Origin of the sequence: Vibrio mangrovi (assembly GCF_024346955.1) — a bacterium.
In the GTDB taxonomy this organism is placed as follows: Bacteria; Pseudomonadota; Gammaproteobacteria; order Enterobacterales; family Vibrionaceae; genus Vibrio; species Vibrio mangrovi.
This window is the reverse complement of the sequence record NZ_AP024884.1, coordinates 1,031,825-1,058,176: the sequence shown is the minus strand read 5'-3', so window position 1 is coordinate 1,058,176 and position 26,352 is coordinate 1,031,825. Positions and strand designations below refer to the sequence as shown.

12 protein-coding genes are annotated in these 26,352 nt (G+C 47.8%); 9 read left to right on the top strand and 3 right to left on the bottom strand.

Annotation, left to right across the window (positions count from 1 at the left end):
• A complete protein-coding gene (locus OCU74_RS20705) occupies window positions 1-1,032 on the bottom strand; it encodes an amidohydrolase family protein (protein WP_087482558.1) in 1,032 nt (343 codons plus the stop codon).
• Between the two features lie 252 nt (window positions 1,033-1,284).
• Between OCU74_RS20705 and OCU74_RS20700 the strand changes: the two genes are divergently transcribed.
• The 8 genes from OCU74_RS20700 to OCU74_RS20665 all read left to right on the top strand — a co-directional run bounded on the left by OCU74_RS20700 (window position 1,285) and on the right by OCU74_RS20665 (window position 9,372).
• Entirely contained in the window at window positions 1,285-2,526 is a 1,242-nt protein-coding gene (locus tag OCU74_RS20700) for a LysR family transcriptional regulator (protein WP_087482557.1), read from the top strand.
• 167 nt (window positions 2,527-2,693) lie between these two features.
• A complete protein-coding gene (locus tag OCU74_RS20695) occupies window positions 2,694-3,641 on the top strand; it encodes a Gfo/Idh/MocA family oxidoreductase (RefSeq protein ID WP_087482556.1) in 948 nt (315 codons plus the stop codon).
• Between the two features lie 95 nt (window positions 3,642-3,736).
• Window positions 3,737-4,723, top strand: a complete 987-nt coding sequence (locus tag OCU74_RS20690) for an aldo/keto reductase (RefSeq protein ID WP_087482555.1) — start codon at window positions 3,737-3,739, stop codon at window positions 4,721-4,723.
• A 452-nt stretch (window positions 4,724-5,175) separates the two neighbouring features.
• On the top strand, window positions 5,176-6,405 hold the full coding sequence (locus OCU74_RS20685; protein WP_087482554.1) for an ankyrin repeat domain-containing protein: 1,230 nt from the start codon (window positions 5,176-5,178) through the stop codon (window positions 6,403-6,405).
• Window positions 6,402-7,310 carry a radical SAM protein gene (locus OCU74_RS20680; protein WP_087482553.1) on the top strand — a complete coding sequence of 303 codons (909 nt, stop codon included), beginning with the start codon at window positions 6,402-6,404 and terminating at the stop codon, window positions 7,308-7,310. The genes OCU74_RS20685 and OCU74_RS20680 overlap by 4 nt, the downstream gene beginning before the upstream one ends.
• Window positions 7,307-8,560, top strand: a complete 1,254-nt coding sequence (locus tag OCU74_RS20675) for an AAA family ATPase (protein WP_087482552.1) — start codon at window positions 7,307-7,309, stop codon at window positions 8,558-8,560. Before OCU74_RS20680 ends, OCU74_RS20675 begins: the two co-directional genes overlap by 4 nt.
• 11 nt (window positions 8,561-8,571) lie before the next feature.
• Window positions 8,572-9,135, top strand: a complete 564-nt coding sequence (locus tag OCU74_RS20670; protein WP_087482551.1) for a uracil phosphoribosyltransferase — start codon at window positions 8,572-8,574, stop codon at window positions 9,133-9,135.
• A gap of 90 nt (window positions 9,136-9,225) precedes the next feature.
• On the top strand, window positions 9,226-9,372 hold the full coding sequence (locus OCU74_RS20665) for a hypothetical protein (protein ID WP_159457472.1): 147 nt from the start codon (window positions 9,226-9,228) through the stop codon (window positions 9,370-9,372).
• Between the two features lie 36 nt (window positions 9,373-9,408).
• Here the strand turns inward: OCU74_RS20665 and OCU74_RS20660 are convergent.
• Window positions 9,409-10,559 (bottom strand): IS3 family transposase gene (locus tag OCU74_RS20660; RefSeq protein WP_087483081.1). Its coding sequence is split into 2 segments (ribosomal slippage): window positions 9,409-10,322 and window positions 10,322-10,559, totalling 1,152 coding nucleotides; the frame shifts between segments, so codons are not numbered across the junction.
• A gap of 225 nt (window positions 10,560-10,784) precedes the next feature.
• A complete protein-coding gene (locus tag OCU74_RS20655) occupies window positions 10,785-11,399 on the bottom strand; it encodes a 3'-5' exonuclease (RefSeq protein ID WP_087482883.1) in 615 nt (204 codons plus the stop codon).
• A 1,208-nt stretch (window positions 11,400-12,607) separates the two neighbouring features.
• Between OCU74_RS20655 and OCU74_RS20650 the strand changes: the two genes are divergently transcribed.
• A complete protein-coding gene (locus tag OCU74_RS20650) occupies window positions 12,608-26,350 on the top strand; it encodes a non-ribosomal peptide synthetase (RefSeq protein ID WP_087482884.1) in 13,743 nt (4,580 codons plus the stop codon).
• Window positions 26,351-26,352: the final 2 nt, after the last annotated feature.

The following is a 26,352-nucleotide window of genomic DNA, read 5'->3' as shown; positions in this document are numbered from 1 at the left end:
TTATACTCCACTATTCTTTGCGAGTTGTGCCTTCAGGCGGCTAAAAACATTGAGTGTGTTGTGCTCAAAAATGGCTTGTTTTTGCTCCGGGCTAAGCAACTGGTTTGCATCGATATAACGTTTGGTATCGTCAAAATAGTGACCGGTTTCCGGGTCAACACCGCGGACTGCCCCAATCATTTCTGAAGCAAACAGGATGTTCCGGGTCGGAATGACATCAAGCAGCAGATCGATCCCTTTCTGATGGTAAACACAGGTATCAAAGAAAATGTTATTCAGTACCCGCTCTTCCAGATCAAATCCCTGATCCTGAGCGAGTCCCCGGAAACGTCCCCAGTGGTAGGGCACTGCGCCTCCGCCATGAGGAATGATAATTTTCAGTTCCGGAAAATCTTTAAACACATCAGACATCATCAGTTGCTGGAACGCTGTAGTATCTGCGCCGAGATAATGTGATCCGGTCGTGTGGAAACATTCGTTACATGCCGCGCTGACATGCACCATGGCCGGAATATCGTATTCCACCATTTTTTCATAAATCGGATAAAACGAGCGATCTGATAAGGCGCTGCCATGCCAGTGACCGCCGCTCGGGTCCGGGTTAAGGTTGATCCCGATAAATCCCATTTCTTCAACAGTACGAATCATCTCAGGAACAGACTTGGCTGGATCAACTCCCGGAGACTGAGGTAACTGAGCCACAGGGACAAAATTATCCGGAAACAGGTCACACACACGGCGAATCAGGTCATTCTGATGCTCAGTCCAGTACTGGCTGGTGTGTTCGTTACCGATGTGATGACCCATCCAGCTTGCCCGTGGCGAAAAAATAGTTAAATCCGTACCGCGCTCTTGTTGTAAGCGAAGCTGGTTATTCATTATTGATTCACGAATGTCATCATCGCTAATGATGATCTGACCTTTTTCCCCGATAAAGGCGGGATCTTTCCGGACTTGTTCCTTCTGTTTATCCCGGTAAGCACCAACCTGAGGAGGCGTGGTTGTGTAATGGCCGTGGCAGTCAATTATCATGTTAAGATTCTCTTGTCATCCTGAGAATGAGGCCAAATTCTGCTTTAATTCAATACATTAACGACAGTCTTGGACACTCTTAATTCATTAGTTTTTATCATTGCTGTGATTTATGTTGCACATTTGTAAATAAATTTATATTCCAATGTGACAGCCACTACAGTATTTATCTAACCCACTGGTTTAGCTATTTCAATTTGAATCCGGGCCTATTAGATTTTTAGAATCCTGTAATCGAACAAGCTAAAAATCATGTCGGATAAAACGGTTCCAATTCCGAATCTGCGTCACTTACGTGTTTTTCTGGAAGTCGCGAAATGCCACAGTATCAGTCAGGCAGCACCGAAGGTTTTCCTTTCTCAGCCAGCGATTACCCAGGCATTAGCGAAACTGGAACGACAGCTCGATACCTCATTATTTGAAAGACAGAGCGATGGCATGTACATCAACGTGGAAGGGAAGGTGTATTTCAACCGGGTATCGCGTTGTATGGAGCATATAGAACAAGGGCTCAAAGAAGCGATACGCAAAAACCGGGATGAGGGCGGATGCGTCAGCAAAATCTTACCGCAGCTGACGACCACCCAGTTACGCGCTTTAATGGCTGTCAGTGATGTAGAAAATTTCACGGTTGCCAGCCGGAATATCGGCGTGTCTCAGTCTTCACTGCATCGTGCTGCCCGTGAACTCGAACACCTGATGGGCGTGACACTGTTTGAAAAAACCAATACCGGAATCAGTACCACCAAGGCGGCGAAATCGCTGAGTACCGCCGCAAAACTCGGATTTAACGAGATCACTCAGGCCTATTCTGAAATCAGTGCTTTGCAGTCCCGTGAGGTCGGGAAAATCATTGTCGGCAGTATGCCGCTGGCACGTACGTCTATCTTACCGCAGGCGATCAACCAGTTTACGGAACAGCACCCGAATGTGCAGCTGGATATCCTTGATGCGCCATACCACGATCTCTTAAATCACCTGCGCCACGGTGAGCTGGATTTCTTACTGGGTGCTTTACGTTTTCCGGCTCCTGCGGATGATATTTTGCAGGAGGAGCTGATCTCACCACCACTGACTGTCGTTGGCCGGCAAGGGCATCCGTTAGAGAATGAACCGAATATCACTCTGGCGTTACTGGCTCAGTATCCGTGGGTGGTTCCTCGGCGCGGCGCACCGACCCGTGATTTCTTTGACAGTCTGTTTACCGATCAGACTGTTGCCGATCAGGACAGCCCTTTTCCCACCAATGTGGTTGAAACGACTTCGCAAATATTGATACGTGAATTACTACTCGGCAGCGACCGTCTGACGCTGATCTCCAGCCACCAGATTGAACGCGAACGGTCCTTAGGCTTACTGCGTATTTTCCCTTATGAACTCAATCATACACGTCGTCCGATTGGGATTACGGTGCGTAAAAACTGGCAGCCCACACCGGCACAGCAATCATTTTTAACCCTGTTACGTCAGGCAGCGGATGCGTACAAATATTAGCAAAATCGTTCGCCATATTTTCATTTTTGAATACCTCTATTAGTTATTGAATTATTCAACCTGCTGCGAGGGTGTTAGAGTAATTCCACTCAACGCTCCTATGGCGCATACAACGACGCTATAGACCGATAAGAATTTACGAAAGCCAATTCAGGAGAAAAAGAATAATGAAGATATGTGTTGCTGGCGCTTCTGGTGCTTTTGGTACAAAACATCTGGATGCGCTTGGTGCCATTGATGATGTGCTCATTACCTCTATTGTCGGTGCTGACCTTGACTCACTTAAGGACATTGCCGCAGAAAGAAATATTCCTCATTACAGTACCGATCTGGCCGACGCCTTAGCCTGTGATGATGTTGATGCCGTTATTCTTGCTACGCCGACCCAGTTGCACGCGCAGCAAGCGATTCAGTGCCTGGAAGCCGGCAAACATGTCATGGTTGAAATTCCAATGGCCGATAATATTGAAGATGCGCGCAGACTGGTTGAAGTTCAGCAACGCACCGGTCTGGTGGCAATGGCCGGACACACCCGCCGTTTTAACCCGAGCCATCAATGGATTCACAACAAAGTTGTTGCGGGTGAATTAAAAATTCAGCAAATGGACGTACAAACCTATTTCTTCCGCCGGACCAATAAAAATGCGCTGGGTCAGCCCCGGACATGGACGGACCATCTGCTGTGGCATCATGCCTGTCATACTGTGGATCTGTTCCAGTACCAAACCGGTGAGACCGCATGTAAAGTTCAGGGAATGCAAGGGCCGGAACATCCGGAGCTTGGCATTGCGATGGACATGAGTATCGGGATGCAGGTTCCGGGCGGCGCACTCTGTACACTGTCGCTTTCGTTTAACAATGATGGTCCGCTGGGCACATTCTTCCGCTATATCTGTGACAACGGCACTTATATTGCGCGCTATGATGATCTGTTTGACGGATACGATAACAAGATTGACCTCAGTGATGTCGCCATTTCCGATAATGGCATTGAGTTGCAGGATCGTGAATTTATCTCCGCTATTTTGCAGGGACGCGAACCCAACAGCAGCGTTGCACAATGTTTACCTGCGATGGAAACGCTGTATCAAATCGAGCAGTGCTTTAACCGCTAGATGTTGCAACAAATCATTGTCTTAACAAAGTACGGGTCTTAACAAAGTACGGCTTTAACCAATAACGGATTGAGCCAATCCTATGGAGCGGAATAATGAACGATAGTCTGTTCGGTTCACCACGAATCGGTCTGGGTTGTATGAACCTATCTCATGCCTATGGCACATCTGTTTCGAAACAGGCGGGTATTGACGCGATTCATGCCGCTTTAGAAATGGGCTATCGCCATTTAGATACCGCGACACTTTACGGTAAAGGTGCCAATGAAGAACTGCTGAGTCAGGCGCTGCAAGGGAAGCGGGATTCCGTTTTCCTCGCCAGTAAATGCGGAATGTATATCGACCCGGCCAGCGGAAAGAAAAGGATCGATGGCAGACCGGAGAGTATCAAAGTGCAGTGTGAGCACAGTCTGCGCCGGCTCAATACCGACTATATTGATCTCTATTATCTGCATCGTCTTGATCCCGACACGCCCATCGAAGAAAGTGTCGCAGCGCTGGCCGGATTGGTTCAGGAAGGAAAAATCGGAGCCATCGGTTTGTCGGAGATCTCGGCTGCAACCCTTGCCAGAGCACAGGCGGTTCACCCGATTAAAGCCGTCCAGAGTGAATACTCGCTGTGGACCCGGAACCCTGAAATTGCAGTACTGGAAGCGTGTCGTCAGTCAGGAATTACGCTGGTGGCTTTCAGCCCGGTCGCCCGTGGGTTCTTAGCGAACGGTATTCATGATGTCACCACGCTGGAATCCACAGATATCCGCAATCATATGCCCCGTTTTCAGTCTCCTTATTTTGAGCAAAACCTCCGCTTGTTAAGCGAATATCACCAGATTGCCCAGCAGTGCCATATCACGCCAGCCCAACTGGCTCTCGCATGGTTACTGGCTCAGGGCGAGCATATCGTGCCCATTCCGGGGACGCGCTCAGTTGAACATATGCAAGAAAATTTAGATGCAAAGGATATTGTGTTAGATCCAGCGATCCTGAAGCAGCTTGATCAGCTCATCAATTATCATACCGTGTACGGCAGCCGCTATAACTCCGCCCAGCAGCAAGAGATTGATACAGAAGAGTTTATTTAGTTTTTAACATACTCAGTGAACAACTTTCCTGCCCGGACAAGAAACCATTCCACCTGCTGTTATTCGTTGCACAGCTCCAGTTCAGAACGTGGTTAATATCTGCGTGCCTCCGCTCTACGTGAATTGATTACTCGCATTTTGTATGTTGGATCGAGTCAGGGTCGGCACCTTTTTTAATCTGGAGTTCTGTGAATCAGTGTATTTTGGGGTGGAAGATAGGGTGGTAAAACGGTTTCGCCCCTGATGTCCTTCGTAAATAAGTAATATTTTCTCAATATTACTTATGTGATCCCCACACCAATTTATGCAATAGGAAAATATGTCACGCATAGTTACACGCCGTAAAATATTTATACATCAACAAGTTATTCCTTGTGCTACGGCTAACGCCTTGTTATGCTTCAATACACATAAGGTGTTGATTGCATAATCAAAGGATATGTGTGTAAATTATGCTGACAGAGTTAATCGGAAAGAATATTAAAAGATTTAGAGATGAACATAAGCTGTCTCAAAAAGAGCTTGCAGAGCAACTTAACATTGCAAGACCTGTAATATCAAATTGGGAAAACGGCAAAAATGAACCATCTTCGTCTCAGTTGCTCAAATTGTCGAAAATATTCAAAACTTCGGCTGATGAGTTAGTTGGAAACACTTCAATCAAGAAGAAAGTTATCGTTGCTGATACCTCTGCATTGATCAAAAGACCATCGATCATTGACGAGCTTGAAGAGTTCTTTGAAGAGGTCGTGATACCAGAAGTAGTAGTTTCAGAATTGAATAATCTGAAAGACAGAGGTAATCCTTCTACAAGACAAAAAGCTTGGTTGGCAATGAAATCAATTACTGAGAAGAAAGCAAAATTTTGTATAGAAAAAACCAACAAAACAGATGGGAACAATGATGAAAAGATCGCTGATGTAGCGATCAAGAGAGCCAAAGCTTGCCTTTACGATGATGTGTATTTGTTAAGTGATGATATCTATTTTCAGTTTTTGACTAGAGAGCCAAGAAATCTCACTGCAATTACCCCCTCTATGTACATAGAGAAGTTCCATACCACAGACAACGATTATGATGTTGTACGTTCAATTGAGTTCGGATTTTTAGTTAAAAGAAAGAAACTTCAACAAGCTATGGATTTTGATATGCAGGGTGTTGATGTCAACTTTCATAGTCCTGATAGTGGCTTAACACCACTGATTTGTGCTGTAAGAAATCGTGATATACCAATGATCAAACATCTCCTCACACTAAAAGACATCAATCTTGATGTAAGGGATGAGCACAAATACCGATTCTCAGCTATTCATCACGCCACACAGATAAAAAAAATGGAAGTGATAACTCTATTGGTAGAAAACGGAGCAGACATTGACTATGGGAGTGGAGGTAAGAATGCTGGCAATACACCACTAATGATTGCTGCGTGGAGTGGATTTCTACAAGCGGCAGATTACTTTTTATCTCACGATTCTTGTACAAACCAACAAGATAATAACGGTTATACACCTTTAATGAAGGCTTGCATTAAACACGATCTAAAAATGGTCGAAAAGCTAATTGACAGAACAGACTTGATGATTAGGTGTAGAAATAACAAAACTGCAATTGACTATTTAGATGCTAACAATCCGAAAAGTAGTGCGATATTTGAATTATTCAAAGGTAAGTTAAAATGATTGATCGAGCTTGCATCTCTCTTGGAGAGAAATGTAATTTAAAATGTGCTTACTGTCATTTTCATAATGAAGGTAATGGTAAATTAAGTGGGGTACCACAGGAATTTACTACTAATGAGTTAATAAGAATAGCTAATAATATAAATGACTATGCAATCACTAATAATCTAAATGTTTTCAAAATTGGGATAGTTGGCTCTGGTGAACCTATATTACAATATAGAAAAATTGTTAGTCTAATTGAACATGTAAAACAAAATAATCTTGAACGTTTAGCATTTTATACCATAACAAATGGAACGATGTTAACAGAAAAAATGTTGAATTTTTTCTTGGAACACAAATATTTGATAAAAATGTGCTTTTCATTAGATGGTTACGAAGAACTTCATAATCTAGGTCGAGAGAAATATAATATTGTTTTTAATGGAATTAAAAATTATGAGTCTAAATTCGGACATAAGCCACCTATAAACTGTACAGTGCATAGCCAAACTATTTTGAATAAAACTAAACTGCGAACTTATCTTGAAGATAACAACTTTAAAGATGTAACGTTCTCACGTCTTTTTGATTCTCACGATGAAAGTATGACAATATCAAAAGTTGAATATCAATCCTTACTTGAAGATTTTAAAGGAAGTCAGTTCGAAGTACGACAACTCGATGAAAATAATAAAAAGAAATATGATTGTACGATGTACGGCACGCTCTGTGGAGTAGGTCGAACCAATATATTCATTACTAAACGTGGTATCTATCCGTGTGGCAGGTTTTATGGAAATGAAGATTATAATTATGGAGTATTCGATATGAATCTAGAGAATCTAGAGTTGCAAATGAGCCAGATGAAGCCACTAGAGGACGGTGAATGCTACTACGATAAGTATGTTGAGGTTAAATGATGAAATTAGCTATCTATGGAGTGTCTAGAGCTGGTAAAGACTATCTTATCAAGAATGTAATAGCCTACTTGCAAGCAAATACTACCTTAACTGTGATTCATATTGAGGGGTCAAAGACATTGAATGCTCTTGCTCAGGATAAGTTCCAGAAAACCTTTAAAAGTCTAGATGAGTCTAGCAAAAATACTATACGAGAGAATTTTACTGAAATAGTTGATAAAAAAGATTCAGAATACGATCTCGTGCTCGTAGATGGTCATTATTCTTTTATCGATAGTGATTCTTATAACATCGTTTTCACAGAACAGGATGAAAATACTTACGACCACTTCTTCTATTTGGATACTCCATCAGAAATGATTGTAGAGTTTTCAAGAATAAGTAAAGGTGAAAAAAGAAACATAGATATTACTGTTGAACAAGTACGCAACTGGAAGAAGTTTGAAAAAATTGAATTAGAGAATATCTGCAATCATAATAATAAAGAGCTAGTCATCTTAGATGAAGATACTAAATCTAGCGTTCAATTTATTTCTTACTGGTTGGACTCATACTCATCAACTCTTTGCAATCAAGCCTCAGCTCTTGACTTTTATAATAGGCATCAAGAGTTACTAGAAAAGTCAACTCAGATAATCCTTATTGACTGTGATAAGACAGTTTCAATTAATGATGGAACTTATGATTTTTGTAGATATTTGGGAATAAGAAAAGAAGAGCTAAAGTCGGTATTTAGAAATGATAGGTATACTTCATACCAATTCTTTAAAGTATGGAATCTATACAGAAAGCAAAACCCTATTAAAGTGGAAGAATCTGCTATTCAAACTTTGCAAAAGATAAGTCTAAGCCAGGACGTATTCGACTATTTAGCGTGTCAGAAAGATTCTGTTGTTATCGGTGTAACGTCAGGTGTATTTGATATTTGGAGTTTAGTTAATGAAAAATATCAAGTTTTCGATGTTTTGCTAGGTAATACTTGTAAATCAGAAATTGAATACCTTGTAACTCCATTGTTCAAGAAAGCAATAGCGAAGCTACTAAGAGAAAAAGGTAAACACGTAGTAGCTATTGGTGATTCGATGATCGACATTCCAATGTTAGAAGCGGCAAATCAAGGGTATTTGATCGCTCACGAAAAATTAAACACAGCTGTGGAGTCTTACTTTACAGGAATGGGATGTACAAATATTGAGCAAATATTTGACGCTGGGGTTTCTTATAACCTTAAAAAATGTTGTGAATTATAAGAAGTATAATTATGTATATATTAAATGAAAGCTGCCAAATGCATTGTGTTGATCAACTGATTGAAATTTGTAAAAGTAGTTCAATGTCAATGGGCTACAAACTTCGAAATGCACACTATCAGTTAGGAGAGATTATCGCAGAGCCAATCTCACGGTCTTCAAACCAACAGCAAAACTATGCTGTACTGATTCTGATGCGAGCAGGTTTGTGCTTTGGTAATGGCATTGCAGACAAGCTTGAACAGCTTGGTAGTACTGTATCTATAATTTTTGTTAATGATGATAAGGTTTCCAAAGAAGATTTAGAATTTGTTAAAGGTAAAGAAATCATCATTGTTGATGCTGTTATAAATTCGGGGAAAAGCGTTTTTGGCCTGATTGAACAACTTCCAGATACTAACACTATAAAACTTGTTACAACGGTTATCCCAAGTTCTTCGACTGAATTACTTAAAAGCTACGATTTGTATACTGTACGAGTATCAAATAACAAGTATGAGGGAGCGAAGGTTCAGGTAATTTCTGGTGGTAAAGGACCTGATACAGGTGACAGATTGTTTAGTACATACAAATAAGAAAAAGTGTTTTGTTTCATTGCCGGTGTAAGTGAATAGTTATCGAATCTGTTTGCAGTGCCCATCCCGGGAACGCGCTCAGCTGAACATATGCAAGAAAATTTAGATGCAAAGGATATTGTGTTGGATCCAGCGATCCTGAAGCAGCTTGATCAGCTCATCAATTATCATACCGTGTACGGCAGCCGCTATAACTCCGCCCAGCAGCAAGAGATTGATACAGAAGAGTTTGTTTAGTTTTTAACATATTAAGTGAACTGAATAGCCACCGAGTCAGTAGACACTAGTTAGTCTTCTCTCATATTGCTTCTCATACTCTACAGGTGACAATTGATTATTGGAACCATGCCTGCGCTTCACGTTGTAGAACATCTCTATGTATTCAAAGATATCCATGCGAGCATCTCCCCGTGTGGAGTAGATTTTGCGTTTGATTCTTTCTCTTTTCAGTAGCTGGAAAAAGCTTTCTGCCACAGCATTATCGTGACAATTACCTCGACGGCTCATACTGGCTTCTAGTCCATGTTGCTTTAAGAACTTGTTCCAGTCGTGACTTGTATACTGGCTACCTTGATCGGAATGTACAAGTACCTTTTGGATTGGAGAACGTCGCCATATAGCCATTAAAAGCGCATCCAAAACCAACTCTTTAGTTATTCGACTTTTCATCGACCAGCCAATCACTCTTCTAGAAAAAAGATCAACAACAACGGCAAGATACAACCAACCTTCATGTGTTTTTATATAGGTAATATCGGTTACCCATGATTGATTTGGAGCCGTTGGATTGAACTCTCTGGCTAATTTGTTTGCCGAAATGACATGCTCAGTACCCGCTTTAGCTCTGGGTTTACGATATCCGCGTTGTGACTGTAAGCCTTCTCGCTTCATCAAGCGATACACTTGATTGATCCCACAGGATTCACCTTCATCTCGTAGGTCACTGTATATCTTTCGATAGCCATAAACCCCGCCTGATTCCAACCAAAACTGTTTGATAAGCCCGAGAAGATATTTACGCCGTTTCTCTTGTTTGCTGTCAGGGTGTTTTAACCAGGCATAATAACCACTGGGATGAACCCCAAGGATTTTACACATCCGTCGAACAGGCCAAATAGACTGATTGGCTTTGATGAAGGCGTACCTCAGTCGGACTGGCTTGCGAAGTACACCGCGGCTTTTTTTAGTATATCCCGCTCTTCGGTGACTCTTTGCAGTTCTTTTCGAAGCCTGCGAATTTCGGCACTTTCATCAGATTGAGCTTGGTGTTGGGAGGAGTCGGGACCGTAGCGCTTCACCCAAGCATAAAGGCTGTGGGTAGTCGTCCCTAAGCGGTTGGCAACATCAGCCACACTATGACCTTTTTCCGTGACCTGTTTTACCGCTTCAATTTTAAATTCTTCTGGATATCTTTTGCTGCTCATAAGCACCTCTCTGTTAGTCATTTTGTCTAACTAAAAGGTGTCTATCAAGTCGGTGGCTATTCAATTTGTCCAAAAATGCTTATGAATTACTCATCTTCATTGTGTTACAGGAACACAGTGACATTTACTATGACGATGAACATTTCTGAATACTCCCCAACATCGAAAAACCAGAAATCAAATGTTTTTCAATATTTAATAAAGAATCGTCTGAGCAAGAGTGAGCTAAGCACGACTTTTAGCGAGGAGCTGGTTCACTTTCCCTTTCGCGGTTTTACTAATGGTTTGCATCAACTGAAAGCTTGGCTTGATGATTCCTGATTGCTCTAAGTCCTCTATCATTTGAAGCCAGAGTTTAGCTGTCATTTGTGCATCTGCTAATGCGCGGTGAAAAACACCGTCGTTGTCGATGTGTTTGTAGCGAACAAGCTCACCTAGTTTGTGTGACGGTGCATCTTGAATCAGTCGCCTTGCCACCAGTAAGGAGCAAGCGAACTCTCCTGAATAACCACTGCTGATTCTCTCAAGTTCGGCGTCCAGAAATCGTTTATCGAACGAAGCGTTGTGAGCGATAAGGTTCTCACCGGCAATGAACTCACTAAACGATGCCATCACTTCATCGCAGCCTGGTGCTGTACGCAACATGTTATTGGTGATGCCGGTATAGTTTTCAATAAATGAGCTCACTCTGAAGCCTGGATTCATCAATTGCTGAAAACTATCGACAACCACACCATCAACTAATTTAACCGCACCAATTTCGATTGCGCGGTCACCAATGTTGGGAGAGAGGCCAGTGGTTTCAAAGTCGAGTACGACCACGGAATTTGCTTGAGGCATGAAGTTTTCCAACTAAACAGTAATGTGCAAAAGTATCATCGAAAGTGGTAGAAAAAGAAAGGCGATGACCGCCTCTCTGAAAACCAAAGCAGCCTAAACTAGCGAAGTGCCGGACACGGACATGGTTTCATACATCAATCGGTGAAGTGACAATACAGAAGGTGGAAGTACCGGAATAAAGTTGTTGTTTAAAACTAAGTTAACTCAGAGCCACGCTGTGTTGTGGCTCTTTTTGTGATAGAAAACGTTTCCGAATACGCTGGTTACACATAATTATCTGAGATGTGGATGAAAATATTATTGAAATCGACTGAGGTTGGGAGCACCAAATTCTCCAGAAATTAACCACAAATTAACCTAAACTTTTGATGAGTGCATACTATCTGTTGCCGGAAATAATGGTTAACCGTTGCTTGTTATCAGTAAATGACTTTTTACATAGTGTCCTAATAACGATCAACATTTCTATAATAGATATGTAAAATTAATGAATATTAATTTTTGACAATAAAATATTAAACTCGGCCATGATATGTTTTTTTGAATTTTTAAATTAATTTTATCATTGAAGTGGTCTGAGCAGTCAGGACGTTCATGACCTGTGTGATTATAAAATTATAATTTATTCTGGCATATATTAATCTATGTTTTAATTATTGAGAAATCACCTCAATATAATGGCTTAGATAAGATGTCGCTGCTATTTAGATGATGATATTATTTTTATTTAGAATCTCATGGGTTATGAGATCTTCATTAATAAAAAACACCTGAATATAATGGTTTTTAAGGTTGGTACTCTAATTTTAGCTATTTTGTTTTTTAATTATATTGTATTTTATTATATAAAATAGTTATTGTTTTTTAAGTATTGATATATTTTTTATATTTGTAGTTTGATTTTTTATTATTAAATAGAATGCAACTGGTCGGACTATTATAATTCATATGCAATCAGTATGATATATTCATTAAATTATTATTAATACTTTGTGTGCGTGTTTTAATAACCATGTCACTTGAATGCGTATTTTTTTTTGATATATTGCCTTTCAACAAACAAAGCTATTCTTCCTATTTCATAATACTTATAACAATAAAACATCTAATATATTTGAAGATAAAGACAGCCCATTCGTTAATAAATAAAAATCTAATATATAAATAATTTAAATTTTAATTTAACTGTCAATAAAGTTGGTGTGTTTATGATTAATAAGAAAGATCTTCTCTTGGGTTTAAGAGAGGACGGCCTGTCCGTCCTGCCATTATCTGCCGCACAACAAGGGCTGTGGTTTTCCCAACAGCTACATTCTCATGTCAAACCCACGGTATTTAAAATGGCCGAATATATGGAAATATTCGGTGACCTTGATATTCATTTTTTCGAAGTTGCAATTCGGCAAACTATTGATGAAGCAACTTCCTACCATTCTGTTTTTGTTGATACGGAACAAGGCCCACGGCAGTTATTAGACCGTCTTCCGGAATGGCAACTCCGTATATTCGATTTTAGTAATGAATCTGACCCTGAAGCAGTAGCAAATCAATGGATGCAAACGGATATGAGCGAAGCATTCGATTTATTACAGGGACCATTATTTTCGTTCGCATTAATTCGGCTAAATACGGACCGTTTTTATTTTTATCAGTGTGGACATCACATTATCACCGATGGGTACAGTGCGCATATTTTTGCCCGGCGCATGGCTGATATTTACACGTCTCTGACGACCGGGAGTGAGTTGCAAACCAGCGCGTTTGATCCCTTTGCCAATCTGATTGAATCGGAGTTGACATACAAACAGTCTTCCCAGTTTCAGCGTGATCGTGACTATTGGTTGTCCCGGCTGGAAAACCGTCCGGATCCTGTCAGTCTGGCTGGCCGGATGGCTGACTGCTCGGAAGTGATTTACCAGCGGATGTATTTGCCATCGCAGGCAAACGATGCTTTACGTCAGATGGCGACCGATTGTCAGGTTACATTAGCCCAGTTACTGACGGCGCTGATTAGTATTTACCTGCGAAGAATCTCCGGGCAGGACGATCTGCTAATGGGTTTCCCTGTAACTGGCCGGGCTGGCCGGACTTTACGTTATATTCCGGGCATGGTGACTAATGTCGTGCCGTTACGGCTTGAACTCACCGCAGAAATGACGCTGACCGAGTGTCTCAGTCAAGTGAAGCGACAGGTGCATGGTGCGGTGAAGCACCAGCGTTATCGTGGCGAAGATTTAAGAACCGATCTGAATTTGATTCCCGGTCAGGATCAGTTATATGCCACCATGATTAATATTATTCCGTCGAATCATGATATCTGTTTTGGCGATGCAAAAGCCTTTGTTCATAACCTGTTGGGCGGGCCGATCGAAGATTTGTCTATTTCCGTATTTGACCGGGGACCGGCGGATGGGCTGGAACTCAGTCTGGGCGCCAATTCGGCTTTATATGATGTTGTGACTCTGGAACAGCATCTGCAGCGGCTGAGTCATTTCCTGACTGAAGCCGTTAATTACTCACAGGCGACTGTCCGTGAGTATCCGTTACTCTCTGAAGCCGAGCGCCGGGAAGTCGTGGAAGACTTCAATGCGACCCGCAGAGATTATCCGGAACAGTTCTGTGTCCACTCACTATTTGAAGCACTGGCAATGCAGGATCCGGAGGCGCCGGCTGTTGTCTGTGACGGACAGAGTGATGAACAGAGCCTGAGTTACGGTGAGCTGAATGCCCGGGCAAACTGTCTGGCCCATGTATTACAGAATAATGGCGTCAGTGCCGGTGATCATGTTGTTGTCCATCTGGCGCGTTCAGCCATGCTGATTGTGGCAGAGCTTGCCATTCTGAAATGTGGCGCAGTTTATGTACCGGTTGATCCGGATGCTCCGGCTGAACGGCTGAACTTTGTGCTCAGTGACTGCGCCGCCCGGCTGATGCTGAGTGGTGAGAGTGAACCCCAGACCGGTGATGCGAATATCCGGATTATTGCGTTGACGGAAGCGTTGGTGACTCAAGGCTCGTTTGATACCCCTGACATTGCTGTCAATAGCGGATCGGCTGCCTATGTGATGTATACCTCTGGTTCCACCGGGCAGCCTAAAGGCGTTGTGGTGCCACACCGGGCAATTGTTCGTTTGGTGATCAATAACGGTTATCTTGATTTGTCCGCTCAGGACCGGGTTGCCTTTGCGGCCAACCCTGCTTTTGATGCAACCACACTGGAAGTCTGGGCGCCGCTGCTGAACGGTGGTGCTGTGGTGGTTGTCCGGAAAGAGTCCTTGCTGGATCCGGCATCTTTTGCCGATATTTTGATCCGCCAGCAGGTCAGTATACTGTGGCTGACGGTCGGTTTATTTAATCAGTATGCCGGAGATATCGGCCATGCACTGCAGGGGCTGCGCTATCTGATGGTTGGTGGTGATGTGCTTGATCCTGCGGTTATCCGGCGTGTACTGCAACACAATCCGCCGCAGCATCTGTTGAACGGATACGGGCCAACAGAAACAACGACTTTTGCCCTGACTTATGACATTAAGTCCGTGGATGACGAAGCACAAAGTATTCCGTTAGGCCGGCCGATTGGTAATACATCCGTTTATATTCTCGATGCGCAGGGACAACCCGTTCCCAAAGGTGTCAGCGGTGAAATCTATATCGGAGGCGACGGCGTCGCTCTGGGTTATCTCGGTCAACCGGCACTGACGGAAGAGCGTTTTCTGGCGGATCCATTCTCATCCGATCCGCAGGCGCGGATGTATAAAAGTGGTGACTTAGGTCGCTGGCGGGACGATGGTTGCGTTGAGTTTCTGGGCCGGAATGATTTTCAGGTCAAAATTCGCGGCTACCGGATTGAACTGGGCGAAATTGAAGCAGCATTGCAACGTTGTGACGGTATTCAGGATGTGCTTGTTCTGGCAACGGAAGGCGCAGCAAAAGACAAGCGTTTGGTGGCTTACTATACCCTGAATGCCGGAGCAGAAGTAACCGCAGAACACCTGAAAACGCAGTTGAATGAACAACTGCCGGTTTACATGGTTCCGGCCGCTTATATGGCACTGGATCAATTCCCGCTGACACCAAACGGTAAGGTTGACCGGAAAGCTCTGCCGAGCCCGGATGAAAGTGCATTTGCCCATCAGGTTTACGAAAAACCGCAGGGCAAAGCAGAGGAAACACTGGCGGAGATCTGGCTGACCTTACTGGGAGTTGAGCAGGTCGGCCGGCAGGATAACTTCTTTGAGCTGGGCGGACACTCGCTGCTTGCCGTGCAACTGATCGAACAACTCCGGCACAAAGATTACCATCTGTCGGTCAAAGAACTGTTTAATCAACCGACACTCAAAGCGCTGGGAGTGGTGCTTGCCGAAGGTTCGGCGCAGCAGAAGACCGACATTCCACCGAATCTCATCCCGCAAGCCTGTGACCGGATTACTCCGGAGATGTTGCCACTGGTCGAACTGACCCAGCAACAGATTGACCGTATCACGGCTCAGGTGTCCGGTGGCGCGGCAAATGTTCAGGATATTTATCCGCTGGCTCCGCTTCAGGAAGGAATGCTGTTCCACCACGTATTAGATCAGGACGGCGACCCTTATGTTACCCGGCTGATTCAGGCTTTTGCCGAACCGGCGCAGATGAAAGCTTTTACCGATGCATTTCAGGCGGTGATCCGTCGGCATGACATTCTGCGTACCTCGGTAGCCTGGGAAGGCCTGCCGACACCGGTTCAGGTGGTCTGGCGCGATGCGCCGCTATCGCTCACCACGCTGGAGATTGAGTCCGGTGATGTGGCGGCTGAGTTGCAACAGCGTTTTGATCCGGCACATACCCGGATGAATATCTCTCATGCACCGATGATTGAAGCGTATCAGGCGGCAGATCCGGCAAACGGGCGTTGGTTACTGTGTCTGTTAATGCACCATATGTGTAACGATCATACGACCTTAGAGCTGCTGCTTGAAGAAGTTCAGGCACATTTGCTGGGGCAGGCAGATCAGCTTGCCGAACCGTTGCCATTCCGTAATTTTGTTGCGCAGGCATGTCTGAATGTAGACCGTCAGGCGCAGGAAGATTATTTCCGGACGCAGCTTGCTGATATTGATGAACCGTCGGCACCATTCGGTCTGGCGGATGTTCAGGGAGACAGCCAGCAGATCCGTGAGCAGCATTTTGTGGTTGAAGATGAACTGACTCAGCGCTTGCGGGAACAGGCCCGGACTCTGGGAGTCAGTACGGCGAGTCTGTTCCATCTGGCATGGGGATTGGTTGTCCGGGCGACGACCGGGCGTGATGATGTGGTGTTCGGCACGGTATTATTCGGCCGAATGTCTGCCGGGGAAGGTGCTAACCGGATGTTAGGAATGTTCCTCAATACGCTGCCGCTGCGTTTGTCTTTAGGCGCAACAACTGTCGGCACGATGGTACAGCAAACACACCAGTTACTGGCCGAATTGCTTGATTATGAACACGCACCTCTGGCGCTGGCGCAACAGTGTAGCGGTCTGGCTTCTCAGACACCGCTGTTCAGCAGCCTGCTTAACTATCGTTATCAGGGCGGCAGCGAGCAGCTTGGGCTGGAAGCGTTGAAAATGGATATTGTCTTTACCGAAGAACGCACCAATTATCCGGTAACGCTGTGCGTCAATGATGATCCGGTTCATGGCTTCTCGCTCGATGTTCAGGTCGATCAGCGTATCGGTTGTGAACGGGTTGGTCTGATGATGCTGGAAGCTCTGAAACAGCTGACAGGCGCACTGGCATCGGCTCCGGAGACCGTTATCGAGTCGTTTGATCTGCTGCCGGATGCCGAACGTCAGCGGGTATTGCATGACTTTAACCGGACTGACAAAGACTTCCCCGATACGCTTTGTATTCACGAGTTATTTGAATCACGGGTTGAGCAGAGTGCTGATGCCGTTGCCGTGATCTGCGATAACCGGCAACTGACGTTCCGGGAGTTAAACGAAGAGGCGAACCGGCTGGCTCACTGGCTGACCGGACAGGGTGTGCGTCCTGACAGCCGGGTGGCGGTATCGCTGGAGCGTAGCTGTGATCTGGTGGTGGCACTGGTCGCGATTCTGAAATCGGGTGGTGCTTATGTACCGCTGGATCCGGGCTATCCCGAAGATCGTCTGACTTACATGATGGAAGATAGTAGACCGGTGGCACTGATTACCACGCAGACACTGTTGCCCCGCTTGGGCGATGTGCCGGCTGGTGTGACGGTGATCGATATGGAAGGCGCGCTGCGTCCGTGGGAAAACTGTGCGGCGCATAATCTTCCGGTAGCCGAACTGGGACTGACCAGCCGGGATATGGCTTATGTGATTTATACCTCAGGCTCAACGGGTAAACCGAAAGGGGTGATGAATGAGCACCGGGGTGTGGTCAACCGGCTACGCTGGATGAAAGATGATTACGGCTTTGGCCCGGACGATGTGGTATTACAGAAAACGCCGTTCAGCTTCGATGTCTCGGTATGGGAATTCTTCTGCCCGATCTGGGCCGGAGCAACGCTGGTGATGGCCAAACCGGAAGGACATAAAGATCCGGATTATTTACGGCGTCTGATCGAGATGCGTCAGGTTTCCATTCTGCACTTTGTACCGCCGATGTTACTGACGTTCCTGGAAAGTCTGCCCGAAGGTGCCTGTCCGAGTCTGCGGCTGATTTTCTGTAGTGGTGAAGCTCTGTCGGCTGCGGCGGTCAGAAAAACGTATGCCTGTCTGCCGCACGTTGAACTGCATAACCTGTATGGCCCGACAGAAGCTGCGGTGGATGTGACGGCCTGGCACTGTCCGCGAACACTGACGGGAGATCGTATCTCAATCGGTGCTCCGGTGGATAACACCCGGATGTATGTGCTGGATGAACAGGGTCATCCGGTGGCGATGGGTGTGAGTGGCGAGCTGTATATCGGTGGTGTGCAGGTGGCCCGTGGCTATCTGAATCGTCCGGAACTGACGGCGGAACGTTTCCTTGATGATCCGTTTGCACCGCAAGCGGGCGCGAGAATGTACCGGACCGGTGACGTTGGCCGCTGGCTGGCGGACGGGACGATTGAATATCAGGGCCGCAATGACGATCAGGTGAAAATTCGCGGATTCCGCATCGAATTAGGTGAGATTGCTTCTGCTCTGCAAAGCTGTCAGGGCATTCAGGAAGCCGTCGTCATTGCGCGCGGCACACAGGAAAAACATCTGGTGGCCTATTACGTCAGCGGTGACAATGAGATTGTGCTGGAAACACTGAAAGCCGAGCTGGGAGAACGGCTGCCGGAACATATGGTGCCTGCGGCCTATGTCGCGCTGGCGCAGATGCCACTGACGCCAAACGGTAAAGTGAACCGTAAAGTACTGCCGGCACCGGATGAGGCGGCCTTTATCCGGCGGGCTTATGAAGCACCGCAGGGTGACGCGGAAACAACGCTGGCAGAGATCTGGCAGACTTTACTGGGAATTTCCAGAGTCGGCCGCCATGATAATTTCTTTGAACTGGGCGGGCATTCACTGCTGGCGATCCGGCTGATCGAATCGCTGCGTCAGGAAGACTATCATCTCACGGTGAAAACCCTGTTCGATCAGCCATCACTGGCAGAACTGGCTGCCCAACTGGCGGATACGCCGGCAAAATCAGAGATGGTCATTCCGCCGAACCTGATCCCGGCAGACTGCAAAGCGATTACACCGGATATGCTGCCGCTGGTTGACTTAACTCAGGCACAGATCGACACCGTGGCTGAACAGGTAACCGGTGGTATGGCGAATATTCAGGATATTTACCCGCTGGCACCGCTTCAGGAAGGGATTCTGTTCCATCATATGCTGGAACAGGAAGGTGACCCTTATGTGAATCCGATGATTCTGGCCTTTGACAACAAAGACAGCGTGGATGCGTTTGTGACAGCCTTGCAGTCGGTGATCAATCGCCATGATATTCTGCGCACTGCCATGGTCTGGGACGGGCTGGAAGAGCCGGTTCAGGTGGTCTGGCGTGAAGCCCGTCTGCCGGTAGCGACACTGGAGATTGAATCCGATGATGTTATCGCAACACTACAGCAGCGTTTTGGCCCGGCACTGACCCGGCTGGATGTGTCTCAGGCGCCGTTAATGATGGCGTATCTGGTCAACGATCCGGCGCAGAACCGCTGGCTGTTGTGTCTGCTCAATCATCACCTGAACAGTGACCACACCACGCTTGAATTGCTGGTTGAAGAAGTCAGTGCTTATCTACAGGGGCAGTTTGATCAGCTTCCGACACCACTGCCATTCCGGAACTTCGTCGCTCAGACTCGTCTGGGAGCCGACAAAGAAACTCAGGCGGCATTTTTCCGCGAGCGGCTGGGCGATATTGATGAACCCTGTGCGCCGTTCGGTCTGCTGGAAGCGCAGAATGCCGGGCAGCAGATTCAGGAGCATCATCTGCCTCTGAATGAGACGCTGGCTGTTCATCTGCGTGAACAGGCCCGGAAACTGGGCGTCAGTACCGCCAGCCTGTTCCACCTTGCCTGGGGAATGGTGCTGCGGGCGACTACCGGGCGTGATGATATCGTGTTCGGCACTGTACTATTCGGTCGGATGGCTGCCGGAGATGGAGCTCACCGTGCGTTGGGCATGTTCCTCAATACACTGCCGATCCGCCTGTCTCTGGGCGATTTATCGGTCGGAGCTGCGGTGCAGCGTACCCATGAAAGTCTGGCTGAACTGCTGGAATACGAACATGCATCGTTGGTGCTGGCTCAGCAATGTAGCGGTATGTCGGCTCAGATGCCGTTATTCAGTAGTCTGCTTAACTACCGCTACGATGGTGGCAGTGAACAGCTGGAAGGCAGTAACATCCGGACTGAGATCGATGTGGTGTACCACCGCGAACAGACCAACTATCCGATCAGTGTTTCTGTTAACGATCATATCGGACAGGGATTCTCTCTCGATATTCTGGTCGATGAACGTCTGGATGGTGAACGTATTGCGCAAATGATGGCCGCAGCGGTTTCCCAACTGGTTGAAACACTGGCAGCGGCACCGGAGCATCCGGTCAGTCGTCTGACTGTGCTTTCGGCCGCGGAACGCCACCGGGTTCTGTATGAATTGAACGAAACCCGGATCGGGTTTCCTGTCGGAGACTGTATTCAGGAGTTATTTGAGCGTCAGGCTGATATTGCGCCAGAAGCGGTTGCCGTGGTCTTTGGCAATCAGCAACTGACCTATGGTCAACTGAATATACAGGCGAACCAACTGGCTCACTGGCTGATCGAGCAGGGTGTTCGCCCTGACAGCCGGGTGGCCGTGCTTCTGGAACGAAGCTGTGATTTGATTGTGTCGCTGCTGGCAATATTCAAAGCAGGCGGGGCTTATGTGCCGATGGATCCGAATTATCCGCAAGAGCGGCTGGCTTATATGCTGGAGGATAGCGCACCTGAACTTCTGATCACGACGGCAGAACTCTGTCAGCGCGTCGGGACACTGCCCGAACGCCTGTCTTTGATTGAGATAGGAAGTGAGGTTGTGCCGTGGCGGAATCACAGTCAGGAAAATATTGCAGCAGAAACGATCAATCTGACAGCCAGCAATCTCGCTTATATTATCTATACCTCGGGCTCAACCGGACAGCCGAAAGGCGTCATGATTGAACATCAGAATCTTGCTAATCTGGTGCACTGGCATAATCGGGCGTTTGACATCAAGCCGGGATCGTGTGTTTCAAGTGTTTCCGGGCTGGGATTCGATGCCACTGTCTGGGAAATCTGGCCACCGTTGTGCGTGGGCGCTTATCTGGTTCTGCCTGAGTCATCAGTTTCCCGCGATCCGGACCAGTTACTGGCGTGGTGGATGGCACAGCCGATTGAAGTCGGATTTTTATCGACACCAATCGCTGAACTGGCTTTTTCCCGTCATCTGCAACATCCGACGTTACGTGCGCTGTTGGTTGGCGGCGACCGGCTGAACCGTCATCCGTCACCGGACAGCACTTTCCGGCTGGTGAATAACTATGGCCCGACAGAGACAACGGTCGTGGCAACTTCGGGGGTCGTGCAGGCTGATGATGTGGCCTTGCATATCGGCCAGCCGATCGCAAATACCACGGTTTATATCCTTGACGGACAGGGACAGCCAGCACCGGCTGGTGTGACCGGCGAGCTTTATATCGGTGGTGCCGGTGTTGCCAGAGGATATCTGAACCGCCCGGATCTGACGGAAAGCCGTTTTCTGGCAGACCCGTTTGCCGGTCAGCCCGGTGCGCGCATGTACCGGACCGGAGATCTGGGACGCTGGCTTCCCGACGGTACGATTGAGTATCAGGGGCGTAACGATGATCAGGTCAAACTGCGGGGCTTTAGGATCGAGCTGGGTGAGATTGAATCCTGTATCCGGGGTTATAGCGGAATTGAAAATGTGGTCGTTCAGGCCCGGACCAACAGTGCCGGTCTGCAACAGCTGGTTGCTTACTATGTCGGCGCAGCCGGAGCTGAGACGCTTCGCGAACATGTCGCGGCACAGTTACCGGAATATATGGTGCCGGCAGCGTGGGTTGCTTTAGACAACATGCCGTTGACCGCCAACGGAAAACTGGACCGCAAAGCACTGCCGGAGCCGGATGAAAATGCTTTTGTGCGGCAGGCTTATGAAGCGCCGCAAGGGCAGGCCGAAATGATGCTGGCTGAAATCTGGCAGTCTCTGCTGGGAGTTGAGCAGGCCGGGCGTCATGACAATTTCTTCGAACTGGGCGGTCACTCGTTACTGGCAATTAAGCTGATCGAGCAGTTGCGTCAGCAAGGTTATCATCTGGCGGTGAAAACTCTGTTTGACCAGCCGACACTGGCTGCCTTGGCTGCTGAAATCTCCGGAGATACGACACAACATCACATCGATGTTCCGCCAAACCTGATTCCGGCCGGATGCGAGATGATTACGCCGGAAATGCTGCCATTGGTTGAACTGACGACAGCAGAGATCGATGTCATCACATCAACCGTGACAGGTGGCAGTGCCAATATTCAGGATATCTATCCGCTGGTGCCGTTGCAGGAAGGTATTCTGTTCCATCATCTGCTGGCACTGGATGGTGACCCGTATGTGAACCGGTTTATCCAGGTATTCCCGGATGAAGCAGCTATCGATACGTTCATTCGGGCGCTTCAGCCGGTGATCAACCGCCACGATATTCTGCGGACTGCCATTGTGTGGGAAGGGCTGGAAACACCGGTTCAGGTTGTCTGGCGGGAAGCGCCGATGTCTCTGCAAACACTGGATCTGGAGCCGAATGATGATATGACGGCAACGTTGCAGGCTTACTTCGAGCAGGACCATGCCCGGATGGATGTGCAGCGGGCGCCGATGATTGAGGCTTATAAAGTGGCCGATCCGGCGAATGACCGCTGGCTGGTCTGCTTCCTGTTCCACCATTTGTGTAATGACCATACAACGCTCGAACTGCTGGTTGAAGAAATCCATGCTCACCTGCGGGGCGAAGCGGATCGGCTACCGAAGCCGCTGCCGTTCCGGAATTTCGTTGCTCAGGCCTCTCTGGGTGTCGATAAAGATGCACAGGCAGCTTACTTTACGGAGCTACTGGGAGATATCGATGAACCTTGTGCGCCATATGGCCTGCTGGATGTTCAGAGTGAAGGACAGCAGATTCAGGAATTCCATGTTCCGCTGGACGACACGCTGGCACAAAGAATCCGGGAACAGGCCCGGAAGCAGAGTGTCAGTACCGCCAGCCTGTTCCATCTGGCGTGGGGCATGGTGCTGAGAGCAACTACCGGCCGGGATGATGTGGTATTCGGTACGGTACTCTTCGGCCGGATGGATGCCGGAGACGGTGCCGACCGGGTGTTGGGGATGTTCCTGAATACCTTACCGCTACGTTTATCGCTGGGTGATCTGTCGGTCAAAGCCGCAGTACAGCGGACACATGAAGGTCTTGCAGAACTGCTTGAATACGAACATGCGTCACTGGTCCTTGCGCAGCAATGCAGTGGTATTTCGGCACAGGTGCCGTTGTTCAGCAGTTTGCTGAACTATCGTTACGATGGCGGAAGCCGACAACTGGAAGACCGGGGTATTCCGGGAGATGCCGATATTATATACAGCCGGGAGCAAACGAACTATCCGATCAGTGTGTCGATCAATGACCATGTCGGACAGGGATTCTCTCTCGATATTCTGACCGATGAGCGACTGTGCGGTGAGCAAATCACTGCCATGATGACCGAAGCCGTCTCACAACTGATCAATGCATTAGTGGCTAAACCGGACTGTGCTATTGCCCGTGTGGGTGTGCTGCCAGAAAAACTGCGGCGCCAGGTGTTGTCGGATTTCAATGCGACCCGCAATGAAGCCCGGACTTATGCCTGTGTCCATCATCTGTTTGAAGCGCAGGCGCAGCAATATCCGGCGGCGGTGGCACTAATCAGTGATGAACGGCAACTGACTTATGGTGAACTCAACGCTCAGGCGAACCAGCTTGCCCATTATCTGTGCTCGCTGGGTGTCGGTCCGGAAAAACGGGTCGCACTCTGCTTCGACCGGGGACCGGCATTCATTGTTGCCATGCTGGCGACGCTGAAAGCGGGCGGCGCTTATGTACCGATGGATCCGGCTTATCCGGCAGAGCGTCTACAGTACATGCTGACCGATAGTATGCCGGATGTGGTACTGACTGATGGTGCTCTGGAAGCTGAAGTTTTCTTCGAAGCCGAACGCCTGTGTCCTCATGTGATTCGTATGGAGAACGAAGCGTACCGCTGGGCTGGATTACCAGAAAGCAATCTGCGTCCGGCGGGGCTGAGTCCGGATAATCTGGCCTATATCATTTATACCTCAGGTTCGACGGGTAAACCCAAAGGCGTGATGGTCGGGCATGACAACCTGACCAACCTGGTGCACTGGCATAACCAGCGTTTTGAAGTGCAAGCCGGAACCTGTGTCTCTGCCGTTGCCGGATTAGGCTTTGATGCCACGGTGTGGGAAATCTGGCCGCCGCTTTGTGTCGGTGCCCGTCTGACATTGCCGTCGCTGGCGATTTCGCGGGATCCGGACCAACTGCTGGCATGGTGGATACAGCAACCGATCGAAGTCGGGTTCCTGTCGACGCCGATTGCTGAGCTGGCATTTTCCCGGAAGCTGGAGCACCCAACCTTGCGGACGCTGCTGGTTGGCGGTGACCGGCTGAAACGTCATCCGGCACCGGATGCAACCTTCACGCTGGTAAATAACTACGGTCCGACAGAAACGACGGTTGTTGCGACTTCCGGCGCTATCCGGCACGACGATGAGATCTTGCATATTGGCGGACCGATTGCGAATACTGCCATTTATATTCTCGACAGTCACAGACAGCCGGTTCCGATCGGTGTAACGGGAGAGATCTACATCGGTGGTGCCGGGGTTGCCAGAGGTTATCTGAACCGCCCGGATCTGACCGAGGAATCCTTCCTTGACGATCCGTTTTCCGGTCAGGTTGGTGTCCGTATGTACCGTACCGGAGATCTGGGCTGCTGGCTGGCCGATGGCACAATTGAGTATCAGGGACGTAATGATGATCAGGTGAAAATTCGGGGTTTCCGGATTGAGCTGGGTGAAATTGAAACCTGTATCCGTTGCTGTGCCGGTGTTGATGATGCAGTGGTTCAGGCCCGCCAGAGTCGTACCGATGACAAACAGCTGGTGGCTTATTATATCGGACAGGCCGATCCGGAAGAGCTGCGTGAGTCCGTCTCCCGGCAGTTGCCGGACTATATGGTGCCGGTGGCATGGATCGCACTGGATGCGATGCCACTGACGGCAAATGGTAAGCTGGATCGCCGCGCTTTACCTGAACCGGCTGACGATGCTTTTGTCCGGCGTGCGTATGAAGCGCCGCAGGGAGAAGCGGAGACTGCGCTGGCTGAAATCTGGCAGTCGGTACTGGGAGTAGAACAGGTCGGGCGTTACGATAGTTTCTTCGAACTGGGAGGTCATTCACTGCTGGCCGTGAGGATGGTCAGTGAGGCACAAAAACGCGGGTTGACTTTCGATCTGGCGACATTGATGGCGACGCCGACCTTACATCTGCTGGCCGGGAAGGCTACTTCGGCACAGCCAGCCGCTGATCGGGTGCTTGCGTTCCGCGAGACAGGCAATCAGACACCGCTGTTTATCGTACCTGAATTCAGCGGAGAGCTGTTGTATGCCCCGGCTCTGACGGCATCGATTGATGAGAATATCCCGGTGTACGGACTGTCTGCTCCGGATCGGATGCAACCTTCACTGAAAACGTATCAGCAAATGGCGGCACGTTACGTGAAGATGATTCGCCGGACACAGCCACAAGGACCATATCGTTTATTCGGCTGGTCTTCCGGTGGTGTACTTGCTTATGAAGTCGCCGCGCAGTTGATCGGGCAGGATCAGACGGTTGAGTTTCTGGGAATGCTGGATAGCTGGGTTCCGGGCACCGTTGAGAAACCCGATCTGTCTGATGAGGAACTGACGAGTACGCTGGCTCGCGCTATCGTCCAGTATCTGGTTGCACATCTTCCGGAACAGGAGACTGCATTACCGGAACAGGGAGACTGGCAGGATTATTATCATATTGCCGATCAGCTGGCATGTCTTCCTCCCGGCTGGGATGAGCACTATTTCAGCCAGATGCTGATTCACCAGAAGGATTTCATCCGGATGGATTATCAGGCGCTGCCGCTGGCGGTTCACATTGATATGATTGCGGCACAGGATTCGCCGTCTGTTGCGCCTTATCTGGGCTGGGATCAGGTTTTACCGACCGATCAAATCAGGCTGGTTACGGTTCCCGGAGAGCATGAAGTTCTGGTCATGCATCCTTATGTGACGACTACCGGTGCTGCGATTTCTCAGGCAATTACCCTGCGTGCAGCATCAAAGCGGCAGGATGCTGTGTTACCGGCTGTCGGTAAGCATACTGATACCAAACCAGTTGAATTCAAACGATGAGG

Excerpts from the sequence above, each read along its gene's own strand:
- OCU74_RS20705 (WP_087482558.1), bottom strand. The coding sequence starts at position 1,032 with ATGATAATTGACTGCCACGGCCATTACACAACCACGCCTCCTCAGGTT.
- OCU74_RS20700 (WP_087482557.1), top strand. The coding sequence starts at position 1,285 with ATGTCGGATAAAACGGTTCCAATTCCGAATCTGCGTCACTTACGTGTT.
- OCU74_RS20695 (WP_087482556.1), top strand. The coding sequence starts at position 2,694 with ATGAAGATATGTGTTGCTGGCGCTTCTGGTGCTTTTGGTACAAAACAT.
- OCU74_RS20690 (WP_087482555.1), top strand. The coding sequence starts at position 3,737 with ATGAACGATAGTCTGTTCGGTTCACCACGAATCGGTCTGGGTTGTATG.
- OCU74_RS20685 (WP_087482554.1), top strand. The coding sequence starts at position 5,176 with ATGCTGACAGAGTTAATCGGAAAGAATATTAAAAGATTTAGAGATGAA.
- OCU74_RS20680 (WP_087482553.1), top strand. The coding sequence starts at position 6,402 with ATGATTGATCGAGCTTGCATCTCTCTTGGAGAGAAATGTAATTTAAAA.
- OCU74_RS20675 (WP_087482552.1), top strand. The coding sequence starts at position 7,307 with ATGATGAAATTAGCTATCTATGGAGTGTCTAGAGCTGGTAAAGACTAT.
- OCU74_RS20670 (WP_087482551.1), top strand. The coding sequence starts at position 8,572 with ATGTATATATTAAATGAAAGCTGCCAAATGCATTGTGTTGATCAACTG.
- OCU74_RS20665 (WP_159457472.1), top strand. The coding sequence starts at position 9,226 with ATGCAAGAAAATTTAGATGCAAAGGATATTGTGTTGGATCCAGCGATC.
- OCU74_RS20655 (WP_087482883.1), bottom strand. The coding sequence starts at position 11,399 with ATGCCTCAAGCAAATTCCGTGGTCGTACTCGACTTTGAAACCACTGGC.
- OCU74_RS20650 (WP_087482884.1), top strand. The coding sequence starts at position 12,608 with ATGATTAATAAGAAAGATCTTCTCTTGGGTTTAAGAGAGGACGGCCTG.